Genomic DNA, 22,438 nt, shown 5'->3' on the forward strand with positions numbered 1-22,438 from the left:
GGGACCAACTGCACGTTACTGGAGTGAGGTTGATCCCGTTCACGGGGCGAACAACCGGCCCCGGTCGCTCTGCGCCCGGATCTCGGCTCTCAGGGCAGCGGCTGTTCCGCCCAGATGATCTTGCCGGTGGGCGTGTAGCGGGTGCCCCAGCGTTCGGCGAGCTGCGCGACGAGGAACAGGCCGCGCCCGCCCTCGTCGGTGGTGGCCGCATAACGCAGATGGGGTGAGGTGCTCGAGCTGTCGAAGACCTCGCAGATCAGGCTCCGGTCGCGCAGCATACGGACACGGATGGGGCCGCTGCTGTAACGGATCGCGTTGGTGACCAGCTCGCTGAGTATCAGCTCCGTCGCGAACGCCAAGTCGTCCAGCCCCCACTGAGCCAGCTGCCGGGTGACCGATTCGCGTACGTCGGCGACGGCCGCCGGGTCGGAGGGCACCTGCCAGTCGGCGATCCGGTCCGCCGACAGCGCACTGGTACGGGCCACGAGCAAGGCGATGTCGTCGCTCTGCCGAGCGGGGAGCATCGCGTCGAGTACGACCCGGCAGGTGTCCTCCGGCGACCTGTCGGCCCCGGCCAGCGCGGTGCGCAGCAGCTCGAGCCCGACGTCGATGTCTCGTTCCCGGTCCTCGACAAGACCGTCCGTGTAGAGAACGAGACGGCTGCCCTCGGCGAGCTCTAGATCGGCCGTCTCGAACGGCAGGCCGCCAAGCCCGAGCGGGAGACCCGCCGGAACCTCGGGGAACTCGACGCTGCCGTCGGGCCGGATCAGCGCGGGCTGCGGGTGGCCTGCGCGGGCCACACTGCACTGCCGGGAGATGGGATCGTAGATCGCGTACAGACAGGTGGCGCCGGTGATCGCGGCACCGCTGTCCTCCGCTTCGTCCTGATCGATGCGGCCCACCAACTCGTCGAGAAGCCCGAGGAGTTCATGGGGCGGCAGATCCAGGGCGGAGAAGTTGTGCACCGCGGTACGCAGCCGCCCCATCGTGGCCGCGGCGTGCAGACCGTGGCCGACGACATCGCCCACGACAAGGGCGACCCGGGCGCCGGGCAGCGGCAGCACATCGAACCAGTCCCCGCCTACCCCCGCCTGCGCGGGCAGATAGCGGTAGGCGACATCCAGGGCATTCTGCTCGGGCAGGTTGCGCGGCAGCAGGCTGCGCTGCAGAGTCTCGGCCATCGTGTGCTCGCGGGTGTAGCGGCGCGCGTTGTCGATGGAGACCGCGGCCCGGGCGACCAGTTCCTCGGCCAGGGCCACCTCCTCCGTGTCGAAGGGCTCCGGCTTCTGAGAACGCCAGAAGTTGGCCACGCCCAGCACCAGGCCCCCCACCCGCAGCGGGACGGTGATCAGCGAGTGGATTCCGTACGCGACCACCTGCTCGGTGCGTTCCAGATCCTGGGCCTGCCACCCGGGGGCGTCCTTGAGGTTCGGCTCGACGACAGCCTGGCCGGTGTCGAGGCTACGGGCCTGGGGGGAGGAAGCGACGAATCTGATGCGCTCGCCCACCGGGTACAGCGGGGCGTCCTTACGGATTCCGCTGAACGCCGTGCGGCGCAGATCGGTGACCTTGTTCGGATCCTCCCCGTTCAGTACGGCGTCGGCCAGATCCACGGTGACGAAGTCCGCGAACCGCGGGACGGCCACCTCCGCCAGCTCTCCGGCGGTGCGAGCGACGTCCAGGCCCGTGCCTATGCCCACCCCGGCGTCGTACAGCAGTTTGAGGCGTTCACGTGCCATCTCGGCCCGTCCGGACAAGGCGCGCAGATCAGTCGTATCGCGGAGCGTCGCGACGCTTCCGGGCGGGCCCCCTTGACGGTCCGTGGAGCGCTGGTTGATCGCCAGCAGCCGGTCTCCGACCGGGTGCACCTCGTCCGTGGCGACGCGTCCCGAGGCCAGGAGCCCGGCGGTGTCCGCGTCAAGACCGAGTTCGAGAACCTGCCGGCCCTCGGCGTCGGCGGGCAGGCCGAGCAGCTGCCGGGCCTCGTCATTGGCGAGCAGCAACCGCCCCGAACCGCTGACGATGATCACTCCCTCCCGGACGGCGTGCAGCACGGCGTCATGGTGCTCGTACATCCGGGTCATCTCGTACGGACCCAGACCACGGGTCTGGCGCAGCAGTCGTCTGCTCACCAACGCTGTCCCCGCCGTGGACAGGCCGAGTGCCGCGGCCGCGGCCGTGAGGAGGATCGGCAGCTGCCGATCCGCGACGCCACCCACATTGGCGGTCGTGATGCCGGCCGACACCAGGCCCACGACTGATCCGTCGGGAGCCTTGACCGGAACCACGGCCTGCACCAGCTGCCCGATGGTGCCCTCGATCTCCTCGGTGATGGAACGGCCGGCCAGCGCGGGTTCCATGGTCCCGACGAACTTCTTGCCGATCCTGTCCGGTTTCGGGTGCGTGTAGCGGGTCCCGTCGACGTTCATCACGACGACGAAGTCCACCTTTGACCGCACGCGTGCGGCTTCGGCACGCGGCTGCAGCACAGCCGTGGGGTCAGAACCACTCAATGCCTCGCGCATACCCGGGGCATTGGCGAACGTCTCTGCGACGGCGAGCGAACGGCTGCGGGCCTCCTCTGTGCTGTCGTGTCGCACTTGCAGCACCAGCGCCACCACCGCGGCCACGACCAGCATCAGCACGATCACGACCTGCAGTACGAAGACCTGCCCGGCGACGCTGCGCCCGCTCAACGCCGACCGGAACCTGTCGGCCGGCTTCCGCCGGGGCCCGTCCGCGGGTGGCCCTTGCTCTGCGACAGGCCCGTGCGACGCCTGCCGTGCTCGCTGCTCGTGCGTCCGGCGAGCACCGGGACGCCGGAGCCGTGCGCGCCGGCCGTTGGCAAAGGAGGTCGAGTGAGCCCGGGATCGACCCAAGTGGCGGAGCATGTGCCCATGTCTACACTCCACGATGCCAGGAGGCGAGGGCGTCACCGCTGCGACAGCCGTGGCCTCGGCCGCGCGGCCGCGACCTCATCGGCTGGAAGCTCAGGCATGAGGGCCCGGATGCCGCAGGGGATCCGGGCGCCGTGTGCTCAGCCAATACACACCACGAGCAGGCAGATCTCCGACGGGGACGTCGCGGTCGGGGAGGGGCTGGGCTGGGTGGCCCCGGAGGACGTTCCCGATTCCGTGCCGTCGGCGGCCGGGGGCGGCTGCTCCGCTGTCCTGCCGGTGCCGCCCTGGTCCGTCTCGGGGGAGGTCGGTGAGTCGGTCTGCGGCTGCGGGGCCGGCGCCGCCGGATCCGGCTGAGCAGGGGCTGCGGCGTCGGGCCGGGTGATCGTCCGCGTCGTGCGGCGCGAGGGGGCGGGGGATTTCTCATGCGGCAGGTCGGCCGCGGGCGGTCGTACGGGGGGAGTCGTGCGCGAAGACCGGCGGGTATCGGGCTGGGTCGGTGCCGGAAGCGTGGGCAGTGCTCGCGGTTCCTCCAGGACGCCCTCGTGCGTGTCGTCCTTGTTCGTGTCGTCCGACGCCGTTGCTGCCTGGGTTCGGTCGGTGGAGGGCCGGTCCAGCGCGGCGACGGTCAGGCCGCCCCCGACGAGTGCGACGGCGGTCGCGACCACGGCCCGGCGCTTGTTCATCTTCCAGCGTGCCAGCTGGCGACGCCGCGCTGCCCGCCCCTGCGGCGCGGCCTCCAGGTCACCGGAAGGGCCGTTGCCCGGGACCTCGTCCACGCCGTCTCCGTCTCCGTCCGCTGCCTCATCACGGAGATCGCGACCGCGCCAGGTGCCGGAGGCCGTGAACCACTCCGACGTCACGCTCACCGCCGTTTCGGCCGTCGTCGACAGGGCGCGACCTTCGACCGCTCGGGGAGCGATGTCCGGGGCGTACGCGCCGCACCCGGGACACACGAGGGCGCCGTTGAGATGCCGGTGACACGAGGTGCAGTAGTCCATGTGCGGTCTTCCTGAGTTGACGTGCCGTCGACCCGCCGGGCTGCGGCCCGGGAACGGTCGCACGCGAGATCGAACGGCCAGCAACGCTAACGGGGCTGCAGAAGGGCTGTGTGCAGCCGATGTGGCACTCCTGCACAGATTCTCCGGAGGGACGTGCCTGGTGTGTGGTCGGGTCTGAAGTCTCAGTGCGATGTCACTGAGACTTCTCATTCCGGTGTCACGCGCTTCTGCTGTCAGGACGCCGGAGGCCGATCAGGTCCTGCGGCGCTTCACTCGCGGCGGGCCCGAGCACGTCACCCACGCCGTGCTCGAAGAACTCGGCCGCGCCGTCCGTACGGTCTTCGCCTGCGACTACCTCGCCGCCCTCGGCCTCCGCCGGGAGATCACGGCGGGCTCCAGGCCGTGGAGAACCGGAACTCGGCGAACACCGTGCTCCACCACGGCAAGGACGGCGCGCTCACAGGCTCGGAGAAGGTGCACGCCGAGACCTCGACGTCGCCCTGCACCTACGCCGATGGACGAGTGGGACTGGCCCCACGGGCTCGTCCCGTGGGACCTGGTCGACGCGACGAACAGGGGGCAGGTCCCCATCGGGCCGGCCCCGTTCGACGAGCAGTGGACGAGCGGCGAAGACTGACGGCCCTCGTTCCGGTTCGTCGCGCTGTGCGGGCGGAGGCGGCCGGGCTTCATGCCGGGCGGCGGATGGCCTGCACGGCCGCGTCGTAGAGGTCGAAGACGTCGACCCTCCCGCCTAGGCGCATCCACTCCTCATGTGCTGCCTGGAGGCATGTGATCGCCGCGGCTGCGATCGCGCGCGCCTGCAGGGCGCGGCGGTCGGAGTCGGGCAGTCGCGGCTCGATCAACGGCGCGAGCAGACATCGCCCTGCGCGTCGGCTTCAAGGACCCGTCACACTTCTCCCGGGCGTTCAAGGCACGGTACGGCACCAGCCCCGCCAACTGCCGTACTTCGCCCGGCAGCCGATGTCGGCCCTGAGAACGGGGGCCAGGAGGTCGTTATCAGCAGCTCGCTGCGTGCCGTCCTCGAACGGCCTTCGGGGAGCACTTACGCCACCCGCACCTCCTTGGCCGGCATCATTCGGGAGTGGGCCGATCACGGTCCGGTCGGGGCGCCAAGGGCGTCAACGCGGTTCTCGTACTCGCGCCCGGCCTCTCGCTGTGCCGGGATCGCCGAAGTGCCCGGGCGCTGTTGAGAGGCTGGCAGCGCGTTGCGAAGCCGACCGCTCTCACCTGACCGGAACCGCGCCTCTCAATAGTCATGCGACACATTGACCCCACAGCGCCATCGCGGTTGCATGCTTGTGGCCTTCCGGTGGGGAACCGGAGAGAAGGACCATGTCCTGCCTTAGGGGGAAAAAATGAGGGGAAGCGCGAATCGGAGCGCCACCAGACGCGTACGGGCCGCCTTATGCGCCACGGTCGTGGTCTGCGCGGTCACGACGGTGCTGCCCGGAGCCGCTTCGGCCGAGCCCATGACCGTGGCGGGCGCCGCGAGCGACAGCGGAGCCGGAGTCGAGCGGATCAGTGTCGCGACCGACGGCACCCAGGGCGACGGCGACTCCGCCGGCGCCACGATCACGACCGACGGCCGGCGTATCGCCTTCTCGTCGTTGGCGAAGAACCTCACACCCACCAACCCGGTGACACGGGAGGTGTTCGTCCGCGACCGGCGGACGAGTCAGACCACGCTGATGAGCACCCTCACCTCCCCGATCCAGCGCCCGGTGATCAGCGGTGACGGGCGATACGTTGCCCTGTGGGGGCAGTTGTTCAGAGACACGAAGACCTTCCTGTCCCAGGTGAGCTCGGGAAGCACGATCGGCATCAACTGCTCGGGCCTCAGCTGCAGCCAGCCGTCGCTGAGCGCGGACGGCCGCTATATGGCCCAGGTCGCCACCTTCAGTCGACCGCCGTCCCGGCAGCGCATCGAGGTAGCGGACTGGAACGCCAACACCACGGAGACAGTCGCCGAGTTCGGCCATAACGTCTCGGCCCGGCCGTCCATCAGCGGCGACGGCCGCTTTGTCGCCTACCAGGACGGCCAGGCGGAGGACGTCTTCGTGTGGGACCGGACCGACAACACCTCCTCCGGCCCGATCGAGGGCCCGTCCAAGGCGGCGACACTCGTCCAGCTCAGCAAGGACGGCAGCAAGGTCGTCTACCTCTCGGGCTCCGACACCTACGTCCACGACGAGAGCTCGGGCACCGACCAACTGGTGCCGAACGTGCAGGGCGTGGCCATCGATCCCACCGGACGCTATCTGCTGTACGCCCCGCACGACACGAGCGGACCGTCGCTCACGCTGCGCGACCTGGAGACGGGCACCGAGGAGATCGTCTCGAACCAGCTCGCCTCGGCCGGGACCGACGCGGTCAGCGCCGGTGGGCGCGACGTGGTTTTCCATTCCACGGCCGCCGACATCGTGCCCGGCGACACCAACGGCAAGTCGGACGTTTTCATCCGCCGCTTCTACTGACCGCCCCGACCGCCACGCTCTCCTGCTGCCCCACCGCTCGCGCGGCCCGCATCGCCTGCAAGGGCCGCCGTGAACTCGGCGTCGTCGAAGGCCTGCAAGTAGGGCCGGTCAGGTGGGCATCCGGGTACGGAAGTTCCCCGTGGTGGACATGTCCACCACGGGGAACTTGGCCGCGTTATCACGGCATCCTTCCCCCCCCCGACGCCTCCGTGGCCGCGGACGAACGTCGCTAGGCCAAGGCCAGGATGACGGATCTGTGCCGCATCCGCGGCGGCGAGCCACTGCCCCCGGAACAGGAACTGCCGCCGGGCGCCTACAAGGGCCCTCTGTGTCCCTGATCACCCCCACCCTCAGGCCCGGCTGCGTGTCGATCCCCGGCACACCCGGCACGCACGGCTCGCGCAGGTCACCTGTCAGCCGCCCCCGATGCCCCGTCCGAAGGGCCCCGGAGCCGATCAGCAGTCTGGCGAGTGTCCAGCCTCGGAGGCGTCCGGCGCCGGACCCGGGCGTCTTCGCGCGCAGGACTGGGCCGGAGAGCGATTCCGGCGCGCGAGCTGGAGGCCTCGCGGGGCAGGCACCAACTAGGTACCATCATGGGTATGCCATCCCTGAACGTGTCCTTCACCGACGAGGAACTCAAGGGCGTGCGCGCGGCCGCCGCGGCCGAGGGCAAGAGCCTCAAGCAGTACCTGCACGACCTCGGCGTACGCGAGATGCAGCGCCAGCAGTTCGTCACCGGCGCCGCCGGGTGGGCCGACAGGCTGCGCGGTGAGTTCGACGCTGCCTTCCCCGACGAGGTGCCGCCCTCCGAACGCGACGGGGCCGCAGCCGCCTGATGCCGCCCATCCTCTACATCGACGTCCCCTGGCTCCTGGATGTCCAGGAAACCGCCCTCGGACACGAGGACATGACGGTCTCGGACTACTCCGCGCTCGTAGCGGCCGTCGCACGGCACAAGACCAGGCTGCCGACCCTCGAAACCTCCGACCCGGACGCCGCATGGCGCGCGGCCGCGCTGATGCACACCCTCGTCCGCCTCGAGCCACTCCCGCACCGCAACAGCCTGTTCGCGGCGTTCGTCATCGCGCAGTACATGGACCAGTCCGGTGAGGGCATCGACGCGCCCTACGGCGCCCTGTCCGATCTCGTACGCAAGATCCGCGACACCCGTCTCAGCGTCCACGCAGTAGCCGACCAGTTGCGCTCCTGGAGACTCTGACCAGCCCAGAACAGGCGCCACCGCTCGGCGCGTACGTGGCGCCCGGGTCAGTGGGCGATATTGTCGATCAGCTCGCGGGCGCCTTGGCGCAGCAGGGCGACGGCGACCGAGGTGCCGAGGGTGGCGGGGTCGAGGCGGCCGGCCCACTCGTGGGCGTTGAGCTGGGTCTTGCCGTCCGGGGTGAACACGCAGGCGCGCAGGGACAGTTCGCCACCTCGTCCGGCCTTCGCGTAGCCGGCGATCGGCGAGTTGCAGTGGCCCTGGAGGACGTGTAGGAACATGCGTTCCGCGGTGGCCTCGCGATGTGTGTCCGGGTCGCCGAGCGCGCTGACGGTGTCGATGACCGTCGTGTCGTCCTGCCGGCACTGTAGAGCGAGGATGCCCGCGCCGATCGGGGGCATCATCGTCTCGGGGGAGAGAATCTCTGTGATCACGTCCGTGCGGGCGATGCGTTCCAGGCCGGACACCGCGAGGAGCAGTGCGTCCGCCTCGCCGGCCGCGAGTTTCTGCAGGCGCCGGTTGGCGTTGCCGCGGAACGGCACGCAATCAAGGTGGGGGTGGGTGGCGGCCAGCTGCGCGATGCGCCGTACCGAGGAGGTGCCGATCCGGGTGCCGGCCGGCAGCTCGTCGAGGGGGAGCCCGCCGGGGTGGATGAGGGCGTCGCGGATGTCGTCCCGCTTGAGGAACGCGGCGAACAGGGTGCCCGCCGGGAGCGGCCGGTCGGCGGGCACATCCTTGACACAGTGCACCGCCAGGTCGGCCTCGCCGGCCAGGAGCGCGGCGTCGACCTCCTTGGTGAACGCCCCCTTGCCCTCGACCTGGGCGAGGTCGCCCATCCACTTGTCGCCGGTCGTCTTCACGGGCACGACCTCGGTGCGCACGCGGGGGTGGAGCGCGGCCAGTTCGGCACGGACGCGCTCCACCTGGGCCAGGGCCATGGGCGAGTCGCGGGAGACGATACGGATCAGATCAGGGGCGGACATAAGCCCACGATAGACCGTCAGATGCGCGCGCCGCCCACCAGCCCGCACACTCATCTCATCGGTGCGGCAAGGAGGTTGGGCTGGTCGGGCAGGTGTGCGAGGAAGTCGTCGACGCGCTCCTGGTGGTCATCAGGCCACGTCGGCTGCGGCAGCAGGTCATCGACGACGTACAGGCCGCCCGGTCTGAGTAGCGCCCGCAGCTCGGGCTGGGTTCATACGTGGGAGCCGACACCACTTGTCGCTCAGTGTCCTTCCCCGCGCTCGGGTGCGCTGTCCCGCCGTCGTACTCCTCCGGGAGCGGGCGGGCGTCCCCCCGAGGGCGTCGGTCATCGCAGCCGGCGTTGGGCCTTTGACCGCTGCTTGGCGAGACACCAGGAACGAAGCCCATGTGGCAGCCGGACTCATGAGCTCCTGGGAAACCGGCGTGCATCAAGCACTGGCTGGCGGCGGCGCGAGTTCGGCCGCGACCTCGACGGCGATTTCGACGGCCCGGCCGGCAAGTGGTGAGTGGATACGTCCGGCCCGCCAGTGCAGGTAGATCTCCCGTAGCGGCAGGGACGGCCGTAGCTCGTGGATTCGGAGCCTGTCGTCGGATGGGACGTCGGCACCGCGGATGGCGAGCCAAGGCAATACCGCTGAACCCAGGCCTGCGCGCACCATCGACAACAGGGTGTCGTTGACCGCGGTGCGGAACACGATCTGCGGACGGGCGCCGCCGAGGGCGACAGCCTGCTCCATCACGGGCTGGTCGCAGATCAGCGGCCAGGCCACCATCGGTGCGCCGTCGAGCAACTCCAGCGGGACCGGACCTTCGGGGAAGGTGCCGGCGCCGGCCACCAGCAGGTACGGGTCGTCGAGCAGCTTGCGGTGCTCGACGTCGCCGTCGAGGCGGCCGTCGTAGAACAGCAGGTCCAGGTCGCCGATCTGCGGCTGCTCCGGCTCCTCCTCGGACAACCTGATGTCGCAGCCGGGATGCTCGTCCCGCAGCCGGCGTACGACCGAGGGCAGGATCACGTTGGACACGCTCTGGAACGTGCCGATGTCGATCCGGCCGTCTCCCGCCTTGAACCGGTCCACAGCGTCGGCCAATGCCTCTGCCCTCGCCAGTAGTGCGCGACCGTGGTCCAGCACCACGGAGCCGAGCGGGGTGAGCCGTACTGGCTTGGGGCCGCCCGGCCGGTCGAACACCGGACCGCCCAGGGCCCTCTCCAACGCGGCGATCTGTTGGCTCACCGTCGACTGGGTGTACCCGAGTCGGGTGGCCGCCCGACCGAACGAGCCCTCCTCGGCGATGGCGGTCATCGCCGCCAGATGGCGCAGCTCGACATTGCTCACGCGTTCGAACGTAGCGACTTCCATTGCTGAAAGCGATCGAATCAATCGGAAATCATCGCTTTTCACAATGAAGTCGCGGGCTCTAGCGTGCCAGGCATGAGCCCACATCAGTCTCACGGCGAGCAACTACTCGGGATCAACGGCGTCGAGTTGTGTGTCGAGACCTTCGGAGACCGCGGGGCCCCGGCGATCATCCTGGTCGCCGGGGCAGCTGCCTCGATGCTGTGGTGGGACGCCGACCTGTGCGAACAGATCGCCGTCCGTGGTCGCTTCGTGGTCCGGTACGACCATCGGGACACTGGCCGGTCGACCTGCTACCCGCCCGGGCAGCCGGCCTACTCGTTCACGGACCTGACCCTGGACGTGCTCGGCATCCAGGATGCCTTCGGCATCGGGCGCGCCCATGTGGTCTGTCAGTCGATGTTCGGCGGGATCGGGCTCATCCTCGGTGTGGATCACCCCGACAGGGTCGCGTCGCTGACGTTCGTCTCGAGCTCGACCGGTGCCGACGGCCTGCCGCCACCGTCGAGCGACCTGGCCATGGCGGCCGTGCCAGACGTCTCCGACCTGCTCGCGGTCGTCGAGTACGTGGTCGCCGGCGCGAGGGCGTACGCCGGTGGCTCGCCGTACTTCGACGAGGCCGCGATCGGAGCGTTGGCCGAACGTGACGTGGCGCGCGCCAGGAGCTACTCGTCGACTCTGGTCAACCACTACCGCATCGAGCTCGATGGGCCGACGCGAGGCGGCTTCGGTGACATCGCGGCGCCGACGCTCGTGGTCCACGGCGACCACGACCCACTGCTGCCGCTGCCGCACGGTGAGGCGTTGCGCGACGCGATCCCCGGTGCGGAGCTGCTGGTCCTCAAGGGGGCCGGACATGACCTGCCGAAGGCGGTGTGGGACGACTTCGTGTCGGCTCTGGTGCTGCACACGGAAGGAAGTCGCCCATGAACCGGCTGCGGTCGGCACTCTGGCTGCCGCTCTTCGACGACCTCGCCGACCCGCGGGCGGTCGCGCGCCTCGCCGCCGACGCCGAGGAAGCCGGGTGGGACGGCTGCTTCGTGTGGGATCAGCTGTGCTGGCGGGCGCCGGTCCGACAGGTCGCGGACCCGTGGATCGCACTGGCGGCGATCGCGACCGCGACCGAGCGGCTCCGGCTCGGCCCGATGATGTCGGTGCTTCCCCGCCGACGGCCGGCCAAGGTCGCGCGGGAGAGCGCGACACTGGATCGGCTCAGCGACGGCCGCCTCACCCTCGGCGTCGGCCTCGGCAGCGACCGGTTCGCCGGCGAGCTGTCCAAGACCGGCGAGCAACTCGACGACCGGCGGCGCGGGCGGATGCTCGACGAGTCCTTGGAGATCCTGGCCGCCGCCTGGACGGGCGAGCCGGTGCGCCATCGCGGCGAGCACTACACCGTCGACGACATCGCGTTCCTGCCGCGGCCGGTCCAGCGGCCGGGCGTGCCGGTGTGGGCCGCCGGATTTCCGGGCAACGTGAAGCCGATCCGCCGGGCCGCCCGGCTCGATGGCTTCTTCCCGGCCAACCTCGAACTCCCGGACCAGCTCGCCGAGATCGTCGGCACCCTCACCGAACTGCGTCATGGCGAGATGGCCTCGTACGACATCGCCGTCGCTCTGCCGCTCGGTGTCGACCCCGAACCGTACGCGACGGCCGGCGCGACGTGGTGGCTGCCAGAATTGGAACCGGGTGTACGGCTCGACGCCGTGCGGGGCGTACTCCGCGACGGCCCCGCGGCATAAGGAGGCGGTCGGGTTGTTCGACTACGACTCGGAGCTCGCTCGCTATCACGAGCGACTGTGCGAGGCCCTCGACATCCGAGCCGGCGATCGTGTCCTCGACATCGGCTGCGGCACCGGCCAGACCACCCGGGACGCGGCCCGAGCCGCGTCGTCCGGTACTGCGCTCGGCATCGACGTCTCGGGCCCGATGCTGGCGCGGGCCCGCCAACAGGCCGAGGCGGAAGGGCTCCGCAATGCCGGTTTCGTGCAGGCCGACGCCCAGGTCCATGTTTTCCTGCCGGAGCATTTCAGTCTGGGCGTCAGTCGGTTCGGCACGATGTTCTTCTCCGACCCAATCGCCGCATTCACCAATATCGGGCGAGCACTGCGTCCGGCTGCGCGCTTCGTGCAACTGGTGTGGCAGGCCGCCGACCGTCAGGAGTGGCATGCCGCGATCCGGGCGGCGCTCTCTGGCGGGCACGCGTCGTCGATGTCGGCCCCGGCGGCCCTCGATCCCTTCGCGCTGGCCGATCCGGATGTCGTGGTCGGTCACTTGGCCGCGGCCGGCTTCACCGCAGTGGACGTCGTCGACGTATGCGAGCCCGTCTGCTACGGCCCGGACGCCGACAGCGCGCGTGCCGCCGTACTCCAGCTGTGGATGGCGAAGGAATTGGTCACCGAACTGGATGCCGCGTCCGCCGAGCGCGCGCTCGATCGGCTTCGCGCGACTCTCGACGCGCACGACACCGGCGACGGCGTATGGTTCGACTCCCGCGCCTGGCTGGTCATCGCGCGCCGGCATTGACCACCTGCAAGCGGCCGCCGCCAGAATCACTGCTCGTGTTCCCGGGTGACGTACTCCTCGGGGATGTCGAGCCGCGGGGGCGGATGGTGTCTACGTCTCAGGATGGGCGCACGCTCTGGGCGGTGACGAAGCCGGCTCCAGGCGGACGCAGCAGTGACCGGGGCTGGGTGCCAGGCACGCCTGGAGGCTGCTTTCGGCGACTCCTTCGAGCACGCCGCGAAGCAGGTGGAGGTTCATGCCGCACACCGTCTGGGTGTGTTCGCGGGCGAGCGCGTGGAAGGGGCAGTTGCCCAGGACGATGGCGTCACCCTCATGGCGAGGTTCGAATCCGCTCTCTTCCAGCATGGTGAACACGTCTGTCCGGCCCGGTCCGGTGAGCTGTGTGCCCAGCTCGTGGGCCTTTCGGTGCAGGGCTGCGCGGACCGGCTCACCGGTGGTTTCGGACTCCTCCAGTGCCCTGGCGAGGAGCCGTCCGGCCAGTTCGTAGTGCCGCTCGGGCAGGCTGACGGTGACCTGTTTGCCGGAGCGCTTGTAGAGCTTGGCGGGCCGGCCCGCTCCAGGCCCGGTGCGTCCGCTGCGCCGTTCGTAGACGACGTCGAGCAGTGATTCGTCAGCCAGCCGGTCCAGGTGGAAGGCCGCGGTCTGCCGGGCAAGGCCGAGGGCTTCGGCGGCTTCGTCGCGGCTGACCGGTGCCGGCTGGCGCACGACGTGGTCGTAGAGCCTTCTGCGGGTCGGCTCGTCGAGTGCGGCGACGGCGGAGACGCCGGGGCGGGGTGCTTTCTTCGAGTGGTCCACGAACACGAGTGTAAAACCCATAGCGATTGACTAAAGAAGATTTGCGCGCTTCTATCGTTAGTGAGAGTTGTCAATAGAAGGAAGGGCGTCATGTCGTCCGCAACCACAACCACATCCGCCGGCTCCCGGCGGGCCGTGTTCACCGATCCCGGCTACCAGGCGTTCGTCATCCTCCGCACCGGCTTCACCGTGGCGCCGATCCTGTTCGGGCTGGACAAGTTCGCCAACCTGCTCGTGGACTGGCCCACCTACCTCGCGCCTTGGATCAACGATGTCGTTCCGGGCAGCGCCCAGGCGGCCATGTACGCAGTCGGAGTGATCGAGATCGTCGCGGGCCTCGTCGTCGCGCTCGCCCCGCGATTCGGGGGCTGGCTGGTAGCCGGATGGCTCGCCGGGATCATCGTCAACCTGCTGACCATCCCCGGCCACTACGACATCGCGCTGCGCGACTTCGGCCTTCTGCTCGGCGCGGTCGCCCTCGCCCGGCTCGCACAGCGCTACCACGGCAAGAGGCAGTCTCCCTGACGGCAGACAGCAGCCGCGGAAGGTGACGAGGCGGGTGGGCCCCTCCATCGGCTCACCCGCACGCGTTACCCGGGCGGGCTCGGCAATCCGGAACGCCGTTCACACCCCGCCCGGCATCGAGTCACCGGCCGCCGGCCTCCTTGCGTGAAGGAGGTCTGCGCCCGGTCCGCGGGAGATGCCGGGCGGTATGCGTAGGGCATCGCCCGAAGCGACGCGAGGGAGGAAGATCATGAGTGGGAACCTGGACCGGCTGGCCGCCGAAGGCGTAGCGGTCTGGCTGGACGATCTGAGTCGTGAGCGGCTCGCGGGTGGCCGGCTGACCAGCCTGGTGGGGGAGCAGCGGGTTGTCGGTATCACCAGCAACCCGACGATCTTCGCCAAGGCGATCCGCTCGGGTGCCCGCTACGACGAGCAGGTAGAGGATCTCGCCCGGCGCGGGGTTCGGGTCGAGGAAGCCGTCAGGCTGCTGACCGCGTTCGACGTGCGCTGGGCCTGCGACGTACTGCGCCCGGTGTACGAGGCCAGTGACGGTGTCGACGGGCGAGTGTCGCTCGAGGTGGATCCGCGCGTCGCGCACGATACGGCGGCGACGGTCGCCGAGGCACGGGCCCTGTGGTGGCTGGTGGACCGCCCGAACATGTTCGTGAAGATCCCCGCCACGCAGCAGGGCCTGGAGGCGATCAGCACGGCGCTTGCCCAGGGCATCAGCATCAATGTGACCCTGATCTTCTCTCTGGACCGCTACGACCTGGTGCTCCGCGCCTTCCTGGACGGCATGGGCAGGGCGCATGCGGCGGGCCACGACCTGACGTCCGTCACGTCGGTGGCCTCCTTCTTCGTCAGCCGGGTGGACACCGAGGTCGACAGCCGACTGGACAAGATCGGCACGCGTCGGGCACGGGAGCTGCGCGGCCGGGCGGCAATCGCCAACGCACGCCTGGCCTACCAGCACTTTGAGCAGGCGTGCGCATCGGACCGATGGAGGGCCCTGGCGGCGGCCGGGATGCGCCCGCAACGCCCGCTGTGGGCATCCACCGGGGTGAAGGACTCCGCCTACCACGACACCCGCTACGTCGACGAACTGGTGGTTCCCGGGGTGGTCAACACCATGCCGGAACAGACCCTGCGCGCGGTCGCGGACCACGGCCGCATCCAGGGCGACACCATCCATGGCACGTACGCGGAAGCCCAGCAGGTACTCGATGACCTGGAGGCTGTCGGAGTGTCCTATGACGACGTGGTGCGTGTGCTGGAGGACGAGGGCATAGCCAAGTTCACGGCCTCCGGCGACGAACTCTTCGAGCAGCTGGATACCGAACTGCACACCAAGCACGCCGCCGCCTGATGCAGCCGGTCGCCGACCGGACCATCCCGGCGAAGCAGCTTCCTGCGAAGATCCGCATCGCACCGCAGTGATCGGCACAGGCCGGATCGGCCTGGAGACCGCGGCCGACACCCGCGCGGCTGGCGTGGAGGTCACCGTCCTGGAGACTGCGGACCTGCCCTTGCTGCGCGTACTGGGCCGCGAGGTGTCCCAGAACTTCGCCGCCGTGCGCACCGGTCACAGTGCTTGCCCGACCACCACAGGTCGGCCGTCCCGGCCGGAGGGCGGTGACGCGACGGGTAGGAATGCGGTGCCGTCGAGATTGAGGTGTGTACAGCCGGCCGCGGCCGCGCGCTCACTGCGGTGGACAGGTCCGGGGCGTGGTCGGCGAGAACGGTCAGCCCTTCGTGGAGGTAGCGGTAGGCCGTCGGGACGGAGATCCGGTTGTCGCGGGCGAGTTGAGTCAGCCGGGTACCGTCCAGGCACGAGCGCAGGATCAACACGCTCTGTTTGAAAGCCTCTCGGGTACCCGGAACCTGTTCTGCGCAGACCTGTTCCTACCAGGGGTTCCTCGCGTATCTGATGCCGGGTCAAGCCCGTCTGGTATCCCTGGTCAGGAAGATCTCGGATCTGTCGGACGGGCGGCATACTCTGAGCCCCGTCCGCACTATCTGGGAGAGTCATGACAAGTAGGTTCACCGAGTTGGCCGTTGACTGCCACGACCCGGAGAGGCTCGCGGCCTTCTGGTGCGAGGTCCTGGACTTCAAGGTGATCGACCGGAGCGAGGGCAAGGTCGAGATCGGCTCGTGGGTGCCGACCGTCGAGGATGTTCGGGCCCGCCAGATGCCGCCCACCCTGCTGTTCATCCAGGTGCCCGAGGGCAAGAGCGTGAAGAACCGGCTGCACCTCGATGTCAGCCCGATCGACCGCAGTACCGAGGACGAGGTGACGAGGTTGCTCGGCCTCGGCGCCGCCAAGACGGATGTGGGCCAGGGCTCAGACCGAAACTGGGTGGTCATGGCAGACCCCGAGGGCAACGAGTTCGACGTCCTGCGCACCCTGGCACCGCAGAACTAGGCCGCGCGGGCACCCGTACCCCGTCACACGCGACTATCACGTTGCCGAGAAGGCTTCAGTGGTTGCCCGGGCGGTCCTCTGCGGCACGCCGGCCTTGACGGGTGGTAGGACCGAACACTCAAGGCGGGTCAGCGCGTGCTTGAGTGACCGCGTCCGCGGCGTGGTGCCGCCGTACGGCCGACCGTGGCCGCGAGTTTGCGCAACCGGCGCCAGTCCAGGCGCGGTTGACGCTTGGGAACACCGGGCCGCTTGCGGGGAAGGCGGACGCGCAGCGCGCCGGGGGTGATACGGCAGTGCACCGGGGTGGGCAGGACAAGGGCTTCGCCGTCGAGGCCGACCTCGATCTCCGCGCGGTCGGCGTCGATGACGACCTCGGGGGCGGTGAGGATGGTGAGGCCGTCCGGCTCGGGGTCCAGGAGCAGCCCGGCGGCCTCGGCCACGCTGTCCACCCGGACGCCGAGGACGCCGAGCGCGGCGGTGTCGAGGCGTTCGCGTCGGCCGAATCCGAAGGGATCGTCCGTGCGGTAGGGATTGTTGCTGACCAGCACGGCCTGCGGGTCGGTGAGCGTGTTGTTGCCGGCGTGGGCGGTGAGCCGGGGGCCCTGCTGTCGGGTGAGGAGATCGGGTAGTAGGTCGAGGCTGGTGCTGATTTTGTCTTCGCGGTACGCGGGGTTCTGGACGATGGCCGCATAAGCGCCGAACGAGGCGTTGTTGACGAAGGGGTGTCGGCCGGCGAAGCCGAGGTCGATGCGGACCTCCACGCCGTCGGTGAGTGCGTCGAGGCAGGTGGCGGGGTCGACGCGGTCGAGGCCGAGGTCCATGGCGAAGTGGTTGCGGGTCCCCGCACTGATCACCAGGAAGGGGATGTCGTGCTCGGCGGCGACGGCCGCGACCAGTGCCTGGGTGCCGTCGCCGCCGGCGACCCCCAGCAGGTCCGCGCCGCCCGTGACAGCGGCACGGGCCAAGACGGCGACGTCCTGGTGGGACTCCGGGTCCAGCAGGACGACGCGCGCGCCCAGCCGCTCAGCTTTGTCCTTGAGACCGAACCGGGTCACCTTGCCGCCGCCCGAGCGTGGATTCATGATCAGGAACGGGTGTCGGGGTGGCGGCGTGCGGCGCTCCCTCATCGCACGCATCCGGTGACTGCCGGTGCCCCGTAGGGCGTACCGGCCACTCCAGACGGCCACCGCCCACAGCGCCAGGGACAGCGGCAGGGCCCAGAAGAGGGTGGCTGCGAACAGGACGACGACGACAGCGGGCACCGTCATGGCCAGGACGGCCGCGGCTGCGCGCGCCGGACCGCGCAGGGTGAGCGTCCACCACACCGCGGCCGCGGTGACGGCCAGGCCCGCTGTTGCGGCCACCAACAGCAGTACGCCGCCGATGCCGTCGTAAGCGAGGGGGACGACGACCGCGAGCGCGGCCGCGGCCAGTGCTGCCCTCGCCGCCCATCTCTGTGTGCGGTAGGCCCGCCTGCTCAAGTCCTTGGCCATGCTGCCTCCACTCGCCGACGGTCATCGTAGGGCTGCGCTGTTTGGTCCTGTTCCGGCGGGACGGGCGCCGCGGCGTCTCGTCGACCACGGCGTTGACCAGACCCGGGTTCGCCGATCCCGGCCACACGTCCCATCACGAGCACGTGGCAAACAGGACCCCGCGCATTACCCCTCGGCGCAGCCAACACGCTCAAGCCGCGCAACGGTGTCTGGGCCCGTCGCACTCGGCCGTGTCGGCAGTCCTCGCCGTCTCCAGCGTCGTGGCGCTCGTCGGCGCCGTGGTGGGACCCGTCACCGCGCGGCACTTCGGGCGCATGCGGTCGATGGCCGACTTCGTCACGGCGCAGGTCCTCGCCATGTCGGTCCTGACCTTCACCCGCGACCCCGTGGTCTTCACAGTCGCGGCTGTCCTGTGGCAGACCTGCCAACTGGCCATCCTGGTGCAGATGCTCGCCGGCGCGGCACTCATCGACCCGACCGGCCGCCTGGTCGCCTCCCTCAGTGGCGCGGGCGCGCTGGGCACCGGCATCGGGCCCCTGGCCGTCGGCGCCATCCTCGACGGGGCCGGGGCCGGCGTACTGAGTCTCGTCCTTGCCATCGGCACCTTCGTCGCCTCGATGCCTCTGCTGAGGACGACGGTGGCCAGTGGGGAGGCCACCGGCGAACCGCAGCCCGGACGCGTGCCGCCGGTCTGAAGACGTCGTCCGGACCTCGCGGAACAGCCGCTGCCCCAGTCCGAGGCCAGGGGCAGCGTCTGCCTGGGCGTTGAGGACCGGTTGTCCTGGAAACGGGGTGCAGACGTTGCTCCAGGAAGGAGACGACGCCGCCGGAACTTGGAGGTCTACGTCCGGCCCTTCACCTGCGGATCCGGGCGCCTTCCGGCCGGCCGACGTCCGGCAGCTCATGGCTCCGTAACGGCGACAACGGTGAGGTCGGCCTGCTCCACCCTGCCGTCAGCTCGTCGGCAGGCTCACGCGCTCCATTCGGCCTCCGGCGAGAGCGACGACGGCGGAGACCAGGGCCTGCAGACAGGTGCGCTCGGGCTCCTCGTCGGGCAGGGAGAGATGCTGCACCGTGAGGCCGTCGAAGCCGGCCAGGAAGAACCGGGCGAGGGTCTCCGCCGGCTGGGCGAGCTGGTGACCGGTGCGCTCGGCCGCCTCGGTCACCAGCTTCGTCGTCACCGCCGTCACTTCGCGGTGGTGACCCTCAAGGGCCTCCCGCAGCCGCGGTGTCCGGAGCGCGAACATGGACAGTTCGTGGAGCAGCTGGTGGGTGGTCGCCTGCTTGCGAACGGTCTGCCACAGGGCGGCGGCGAGTGCCGCGACCGTCTCCTCGAACCCGGCGTCCGCGTGCGCCGCCCGTTCGACCTGCGCGATCAGATCATGGGTGAGCTGTTTCATGACGGCCCGGTACAGATCTTCCTTGGTGCCGAACGTGTAGTGCACCGTTGCCTGGGCCACGCCCAGCTCGGCTGCGATGGCACGGGTGCTTCCAGCGGCCACACCGTCCCTGCTCATGAGGTCGATGGCGGCCTTGATCAGCTGAGGGCGGCGCTCTGCCGCAGAAACATGAGCCATGGCGACATCATATCGACTTAGTCCATCGAATAAATCGTTCGATCAAGTCGTGGTTTCCGGATGGTCGGACGGCGGTACAGGTACAGCTCCTTCCCGCAGCGACGGCAGGCCCAGCGCGCGCAGGGCCGCGCCTGTGCGGACGGCGAACGGGGAGTTGCCGCCAGCTCGAAGGAGTCGTCGTCCAGGCGGACCGGCACGCCCAGCACCTCGCTCCAGATCTCCCGCAGCCGCTCGGTGAGGTCGGCGTCGCCCGTGACGGGCACGGTGTCCCGCGCCGGCGAGCGGGGCGCCGCGGGTGCGGGGAGCCGTTCCGCGTCCAGCTTTGCGTCGGCCGTCAGCGGGAGCGCGGCCACGGGGGTGACCGTGGTGGGGAGCATGTGGTCGGGCAGGATGCCCGCGGCCCGCTTGCGGACTGTGCCGGGTCGCCGCCGGAGAGGACCACGTGTAGGCGTCGAGGGTCAGCCATTCATTCTCGGGGATGAGTGCCCGGCTGATGCTGACGCACCGATCGGTTCAGCGGTCGTGCCGGTTATGCTCGCGTACTCCGGTGACGAGCACTCCGACGGCGAAGAGCAGGACGAGAACAAGGATGGCGATACCGAGGACGTCCTGGAGCCCACTGGCCAGGCCGCTGTAGCCCACGTCGACTCCGAAAATCACAGAGCACACACCCGCAACAAGGGCCGTCCAGCCCAGCCAGCCAGCGACCCGGCGACTGGTGAGGATCGCAGTCCCGAAGAGCGCGAGGGTCAGCCCGAGCAAGATGCGGAAGTAGCTCTGGAACCCCCATTCCAGCCAGCGGACGGTCTCGGCGTTGGCAAAGCGGATCGTCTTCTCCGCGCCCGAGGCGCTGACCCATGAGTCCACGGCCTGCTTCAGCCCCACGCCGTCCAGCCCCTGCAGGACAGCCCAGATCGCGGAGGTCGCAACGGCTGCTGCGGCCGCGATCTGCGCAAGCAGGGAGGACCCGTCGGCACCGCGCAGGACGCGGTACAGCACGAGCAGGCCGCTCAGCGTCACCAGGACGCCGATGAACTGGCCAAGATGAACGGCGATCCAGGTGCCGCTGTCTGCGTACTCGGTGAAGATCGCAGGGTGGTCGTCTTCCTCCCCAGAGGGATGAAGCGTTGCGGTCAAGATGACATTGAGCAGGAAGCCTCCGACCATGAGCCCGCCAGCGATCGTCAGCCTGCGGCTTCGTGCGCCGGCTGTATCCGCCCCTTCGTCAACGCGCATGTCCGGACCCATGAGCAGTCCCCAGTCCTCTCGATGTCACCGACCGACATACTTGAGGATCACCAGATGCAGCCGCTCTCTCAGGACACGCAGCGTCGCCTCACCCGAACGAAGTCTGATCGCGGCCGATTGCTCCAGCGCCCGGGGGGCGCCCGCACCGGCCGAGCGGATCCAGTCGAGGACCGCATTCCGTGATATCGCGATTCATGGAAGCGCGCAGAGTCTCATTGCCTGCCCGATGACCCAGTGTGCAGCCCCGAGGCTCGCACGCCGGCGAATTTCGGTGCGCGCACCGTTCCTGAATGACCAAGGAGCCGGGTAGTCCCTTCGACGGGCCGCCAAGGCGCGGAAGCCCTGACATTCGGCCCCGACCCCGGGGGCAGGTCGGGGGCCGAACGCGCGCGCTGCCGTGGACCTTTGGAGCGCGGGACGTTGTCTCCGATGCATCGTCCAAGTTATGGGGGGGATCGAGACGGCCGCCCGACCGGAGTCGGCACCGGCCGGGCGGTGGTCAACAGGTGGCCGGTGCCCCTTTGACACTTTCGGCGGCTTTATGGGAGGGACCCGCGCTTCGCGGCGAACACGCTGGGTCAGTGTCGAGGCCGGTCTGGAGAAGCTCACCGGCGAGGCCGAAGTACGACCACTACTGCGCACCCCATCGCCGGACACGGCACGCCCTGCCGACCCGCCGGGAGTACGAACACCGGCGCACCCGGCACTAGGAGGCACATCCGAGCAGCCGCTGCTGATCCATTGCGGTACCTTGCCGCCCGTTGCCGGAACGGCATCCGACACCGACGTCCTGACCCCTTCTTAGGGCACAACAATCACGCGATGAGCGCGTGGCGTCGTGTTCCCTGGCGCCACGCGGGTGAGCATGTGCGGACCCAGCCCTCTTCCCGCACCGAGGCGATGCGATGCCCGACCACGCCGACCATGTCCGCCCCGAGAGGACCGCTCCAAGGTGGATCTTGCGGCACCGGCCGCCGGAACAGTCGCTGTTCAGCGGCATCTACGGACTCGTGTTGGCCAGCGCCCTGGTGGCCGCGCTGGACGCGACGGGCGAGAAGGCCGATCCCGGTCCGGACGCGCTGTGGGTCCTGCTCACCGCGCTGGCGTCGGGCGCTGCCCATGGGTACGCGCACGTCATCGCCCAGCGTGCGTCCGTCGACAGGGCAGCCACCACGAGCAGACGGCGGTTGGTGCTCGCCGAGTGGCCACTGGTCGCCGCCGTGCTGCCCACGGTGGGGATACTGCTTGCCGCGGTGGCCGGGTGGTGGGCAGAGGCCACGGCTGTGGACGCGGCCCTGCTGTTCAACACCCTCGCCTTGTTCGGCTGGGGCGCCTGGGCCGCCCGTACCGCCGGATACGGATGGCCGTCTTCGTGCCGGGCAGGGGGCCTGGACATGCTGATCGGCCTGGTGATCATTGTCGCCAACGCCCTGATCAAGTAGGCAGGCGATCGGGTGCCATGTCGGCGAGAAGTGCCGCGAGTTCTTGATCCATGGGCACCCTTTCCTGTCCCGCCGTCGTCGGCATCGGTAACCTGCGTCGCCTCGTGCGCGACCGGGCCGCAGACCGGTCGGACACGATGAGGATGCTTCCGGAACCCCGAAGTAACGTCACGGACGTGCAGAACACTCCATCGGACGAGACGCCCCTGGTCACGAAGCCAACACCTCACCGGGGCTCAGGAGAACTCACGGGACATCGAACACTCGAGGTGCTGACGGCCGGCCCGGCTCCCGATCGATGAGCCGGGGCCGCCGCCTCCTACGCGGGGCGGGTCCGTGGCTGCGGTCAGGGCCCCTGGCATACGACGGTCACGATGGCGCGGCGCATGCCGCTCTGCCGCTTGGCACGAGGCCTGCGAGGCCTCGCCCGGCCTCGTGCGCGCGGCGTGAGGCCCGGCCGCGGCGCACGGTCTGGCGGGAGC

At 69.7% G+C, this 22,438-nt stretch carries 23 protein-coding genes and 2 pseudogenes; 14 read left to right on the forward strand and 11 right to left on the reverse strand.

Annotated elements, in window-relative coordinates:
• Positions 1-89: 89 nt before the first annotated feature.
• Both ACFYO0_RS40475 and ACFYO0_RS40480 read right to left on the reverse strand, forming a co-directional pair.
• Complete coding sequence (locus ACFYO0_RS40475; RefSeq protein ID WP_388686445.1) at positions 90-2,891, reverse strand: SpoIIE family protein phosphatase; 2,802 nt, start codon at positions 2,889-2,891, stop codon at positions 90-92.
• 146 nt (positions 2,892-3,037) lie between these two features.
• Entirely contained in the window at positions 3,038-3,898 is an 861-nt protein-coding gene (locus ACFYO0_RS40480) for a hypothetical protein (protein WP_388686447.1), read from the reverse strand.
• A gap of 190 nt (positions 3,899-4,088) precedes the next feature.
• Between ACFYO0_RS40480 and ACFYO0_RS40485 the strand changes: the two genes are divergently transcribed.
• The gene (locus tag ACFYO0_RS40485; RefSeq protein ID WP_388686449.1) at positions 4,089-4,535 is read left to right on the forward strand and encodes a Tn3 family transposase; all 447 of its coding nucleotides are present in this window, start codon (positions 4,089-4,091) and stop codon (positions 4,533-4,535) included.
• Between the two features lie 49 nt (positions 4,536-4,584).
• Here ACFYO0_RS40485 and ACFYO0_RS40490 read toward each other — a convergent pair whose 3' ends face one another.
• On the reverse strand, positions 4,585-4,761 hold the full coding sequence (locus tag ACFYO0_RS40490) for a hypothetical protein (protein WP_388686451.1): 177 nt from the start codon (positions 4,759-4,761) through the stop codon (positions 4,585-4,587).
• 14 nt (positions 4,762-4,775) lie between these two features.
• On the opposite strand from ACFYO0_RS40490, the gene ACFYO0_RS40495 reads away from it, so the two are divergent.
• The 4 genes from ACFYO0_RS40495 (at position 4,776) to ACFYO0_RS40510 (ending at position 7,612) form a co-directional block, all read left to right on the forward strand.
• On the forward strand, positions 4,776-4,892 hold the full coding sequence (locus ACFYO0_RS40495; protein WP_388686581.1) for a helix-turn-helix domain-containing protein: 117 nt from the start codon (positions 4,776-4,778) through the stop codon (positions 4,890-4,892).
• A 382-nt stretch (positions 4,893-5,274) separates the two neighbouring features.
• Complete coding sequence (locus tag ACFYO0_RS40500) at positions 5,275-6,393, forward strand: hypothetical protein (RefSeq protein WP_388686452.1); 1,119 nt, start codon at positions 5,275-5,277, stop codon at positions 6,391-6,393.
• Between the two features lie 599 nt (positions 6,394-6,992).
• Positions 6,993-7,229, forward strand: coding sequence for a hypothetical protein (locus tag ACFYO0_RS40505; RefSeq protein WP_388686454.1), 237 nt, complete (start codon positions 6,993-6,995; stop codon positions 7,227-7,229).
• On the forward strand, positions 7,229-7,612 hold the full coding sequence (locus ACFYO0_RS40510) for a toxin Doc (protein WP_388686455.1): 384 nt from the start codon (positions 7,229-7,231) through the stop codon (positions 7,610-7,612). The genes ACFYO0_RS40505 and ACFYO0_RS40510 overlap by 1 nt, the downstream gene beginning before the upstream one ends.
• Before the next feature lie 47 nt (positions 7,613-7,659).
• Here the strand turns inward: ACFYO0_RS40510 and hemC are convergent, their stop codons facing one another.
• Together hemC and ACFYO0_RS40520 are read right to left on the reverse strand one after the other, a co-directional pair.
• Positions 7,660-8,595, reverse strand: a complete 936-nt coding sequence (gene hemC, locus ACFYO0_RS40515; RefSeq protein ID WP_388686456.1) for a hydroxymethylbilane synthase — start codon at positions 8,593-8,595, stop codon at positions 7,660-7,662.
• A 429-nt stretch (positions 8,596-9,024) separates the two neighbouring features.
• Entirely contained in the window at positions 9,025-9,954 is a 930-nt protein-coding gene (locus ACFYO0_RS40520; RefSeq protein WP_388686458.1) for a LysR family transcriptional regulator, read from the reverse strand.
• 72 nt (positions 9,955-10,026) lie between these two features.
• Here ACFYO0_RS40520 and ACFYO0_RS40525 point away from each other — a divergent pair, with 72 nt between their 5' ends.
• From ACFYO0_RS40525 to ACFYO0_RS40535, 3 genes are read left to right on the forward strand one after another with little or no spacing between them, the layout of a single operon-like run.
• The gene (locus ACFYO0_RS40525) at positions 10,027-10,881 is read left to right on the forward strand and encodes an alpha/beta fold hydrolase (protein WP_388686460.1); all 855 of its coding nucleotides are present in this window, start codon (positions 10,027-10,029) and stop codon (positions 10,879-10,881) included.
• Entirely contained in the window at positions 10,878-11,690 is an 813-nt protein-coding gene (locus ACFYO0_RS40530; RefSeq protein ID WP_388686461.1) for an LLM class flavin-dependent oxidoreductase, read from the forward strand. The genes ACFYO0_RS40525 and ACFYO0_RS40530 overlap by 4 nt, the downstream gene beginning before the upstream one ends.
• 13 nt (positions 11,691-11,703) lie before the next feature.
• On the forward strand, positions 11,704-12,474 hold the full coding sequence (locus tag ACFYO0_RS40535) for a class I SAM-dependent methyltransferase (RefSeq protein ID WP_388686463.1): 771 nt from the start codon (positions 11,704-11,706) through the stop codon (positions 12,472-12,474).
• 90 nt (positions 12,475-12,564) lie between these two features.
• Here ACFYO0_RS40535 and ACFYO0_RS40540 read toward each other — a convergent pair whose 3' ends face one another.
• The gene (locus ACFYO0_RS40540; RefSeq protein WP_388686583.1) at positions 12,565-13,275 is read right to left on the reverse strand and encodes a helix-turn-helix transcriptional regulator; all 711 of its coding nucleotides are present in this window, start codon (positions 13,273-13,275) and stop codon (positions 12,565-12,567) included.
• An 84-nt stretch (positions 13,276-13,359) separates the two neighbouring features.
• Here ACFYO0_RS40540 and ACFYO0_RS40545 point away from each other — a divergent pair, with 84 nt between their 5' ends.
• The 3 genes and pseudogenes from ACFYO0_RS40545 to ACFYO0_RS40555 form a co-directional block, all read left to right on the forward strand.
• Positions 13,360-13,794, forward strand: coding sequence for a hypothetical protein (locus ACFYO0_RS40545; protein WP_388686464.1), 435 nt, complete (start codon positions 13,360-13,362; stop codon positions 13,792-13,794).
• A 229-nt stretch (positions 13,795-14,023) separates the two neighbouring features.
• Complete coding sequence (gene tal / locus ACFYO0_RS40550) at positions 14,024-15,139, forward strand: transaldolase (RefSeq protein ID WP_388686466.1); 1,116 nt, start codon at positions 14,024-14,026, stop codon at positions 15,137-15,139.
• Positions 15,140-15,206: 67 nt separating this feature from the next.
• Positions 15,207-15,278: pseudogene (locus ACFYO0_RS40555) on the forward strand (hypothetical protein); the annotation flags it as partial.
• Positions 15,279-15,482: 204 nt separating this feature from the next.
• On the opposite strand, the pseudogene ACFYO0_RS40560 reads toward ACFYO0_RS40555, so the two are convergent.
• Positions 15,483-15,633, reverse strand: a pseudogene (locus tag ACFYO0_RS40560) (IS5/IS1182 family transposase); the annotation flags it as partial.
• A 167-nt stretch (positions 15,634-15,800) separates the two neighbouring features.
• On the opposite strand from ACFYO0_RS40560, the gene ACFYO0_RS40565 reads away from it, so the two are divergent.
• Positions 15,801-16,196, forward strand: coding sequence for a VOC family protein (locus ACFYO0_RS40565; protein ID WP_388686468.1), 396 nt, complete (start codon positions 15,801-15,803; stop codon positions 16,194-16,196).
• Between the two features lie 128 nt (positions 16,197-16,324).
• Here ACFYO0_RS40565 and ACFYO0_RS40570 read toward each other — a convergent pair whose 3' ends face one another.
• The gene (locus tag ACFYO0_RS40570) at positions 16,325-17,689 is read right to left on the reverse strand and encodes a diacylglycerol/lipid kinase family protein (protein ID WP_388686469.1); all 1,365 of its coding nucleotides are present in this window, start codon (positions 17,687-17,689) and stop codon (positions 16,325-16,327) included.
• A 230-nt stretch (positions 17,690-17,919) separates the two neighbouring features.
• Between ACFYO0_RS40570 and ACFYO0_RS40575 the strand changes: the two genes are divergently transcribed.
• Positions 17,920-18,384, forward strand: a complete 465-nt coding sequence (locus ACFYO0_RS40575) for a hypothetical protein (protein WP_388686470.1) — start codon at positions 17,920-17,922, stop codon at positions 18,382-18,384.
• A gap of 258 nt (positions 18,385-18,642) precedes the next feature.
• Here the strand turns inward: ACFYO0_RS40575 and ACFYO0_RS40580 are convergent, their stop codons facing one another.
• From ACFYO0_RS40580 to ACFYO0_RS40590, 3 genes are all read right to left on the reverse strand, one after another.
• Positions 18,643-19,266: a TetR/AcrR family transcriptional regulator gene (locus ACFYO0_RS40580; RefSeq protein ID WP_388686472.1), complete on the reverse strand. Its 624-nt coding sequence runs from the start codon at positions 19,264-19,266 to the stop codon at positions 18,643-18,645.
• 17 nt (positions 19,267-19,283) lie between these two features.
• Positions 19,284-19,643: a hypothetical protein gene (locus ACFYO0_RS40585; protein ID WP_388686473.1), complete on the reverse strand. Its 360-nt coding sequence runs from the start codon at positions 19,641-19,643 to the stop codon at positions 19,284-19,286.
• A 136-nt stretch (positions 19,644-19,779) separates the two neighbouring features.
• Positions 19,780-20,502, reverse strand: a complete 723-nt coding sequence (locus tag ACFYO0_RS40590; protein ID WP_388686475.1) for a hypothetical protein — start codon at positions 20,500-20,502, stop codon at positions 19,780-19,782.
• Positions 20,503-21,419: 917 nt separating this feature from the next.
• Here ACFYO0_RS40590 and ACFYO0_RS40595 point away from each other — a divergent pair.
• Positions 21,420-21,956: a hypothetical protein gene (locus ACFYO0_RS40595; RefSeq protein ID WP_388686476.1), complete on the forward strand. Its 537-nt coding sequence runs from the start codon at positions 21,420-21,422 to the stop codon at positions 21,954-21,956.
• Positions 21,957-22,438 lie beyond the last annotated feature (482 nt).

The organism is Streptomyces sp. NPDC006365, assembly GCF_042870755.1.
Lineage (GTDB): Bacteria > Actinomycetota > Actinomycetes > Streptomycetales > Streptomycetaceae > Streptomyces > Streptomyces xiangluensis.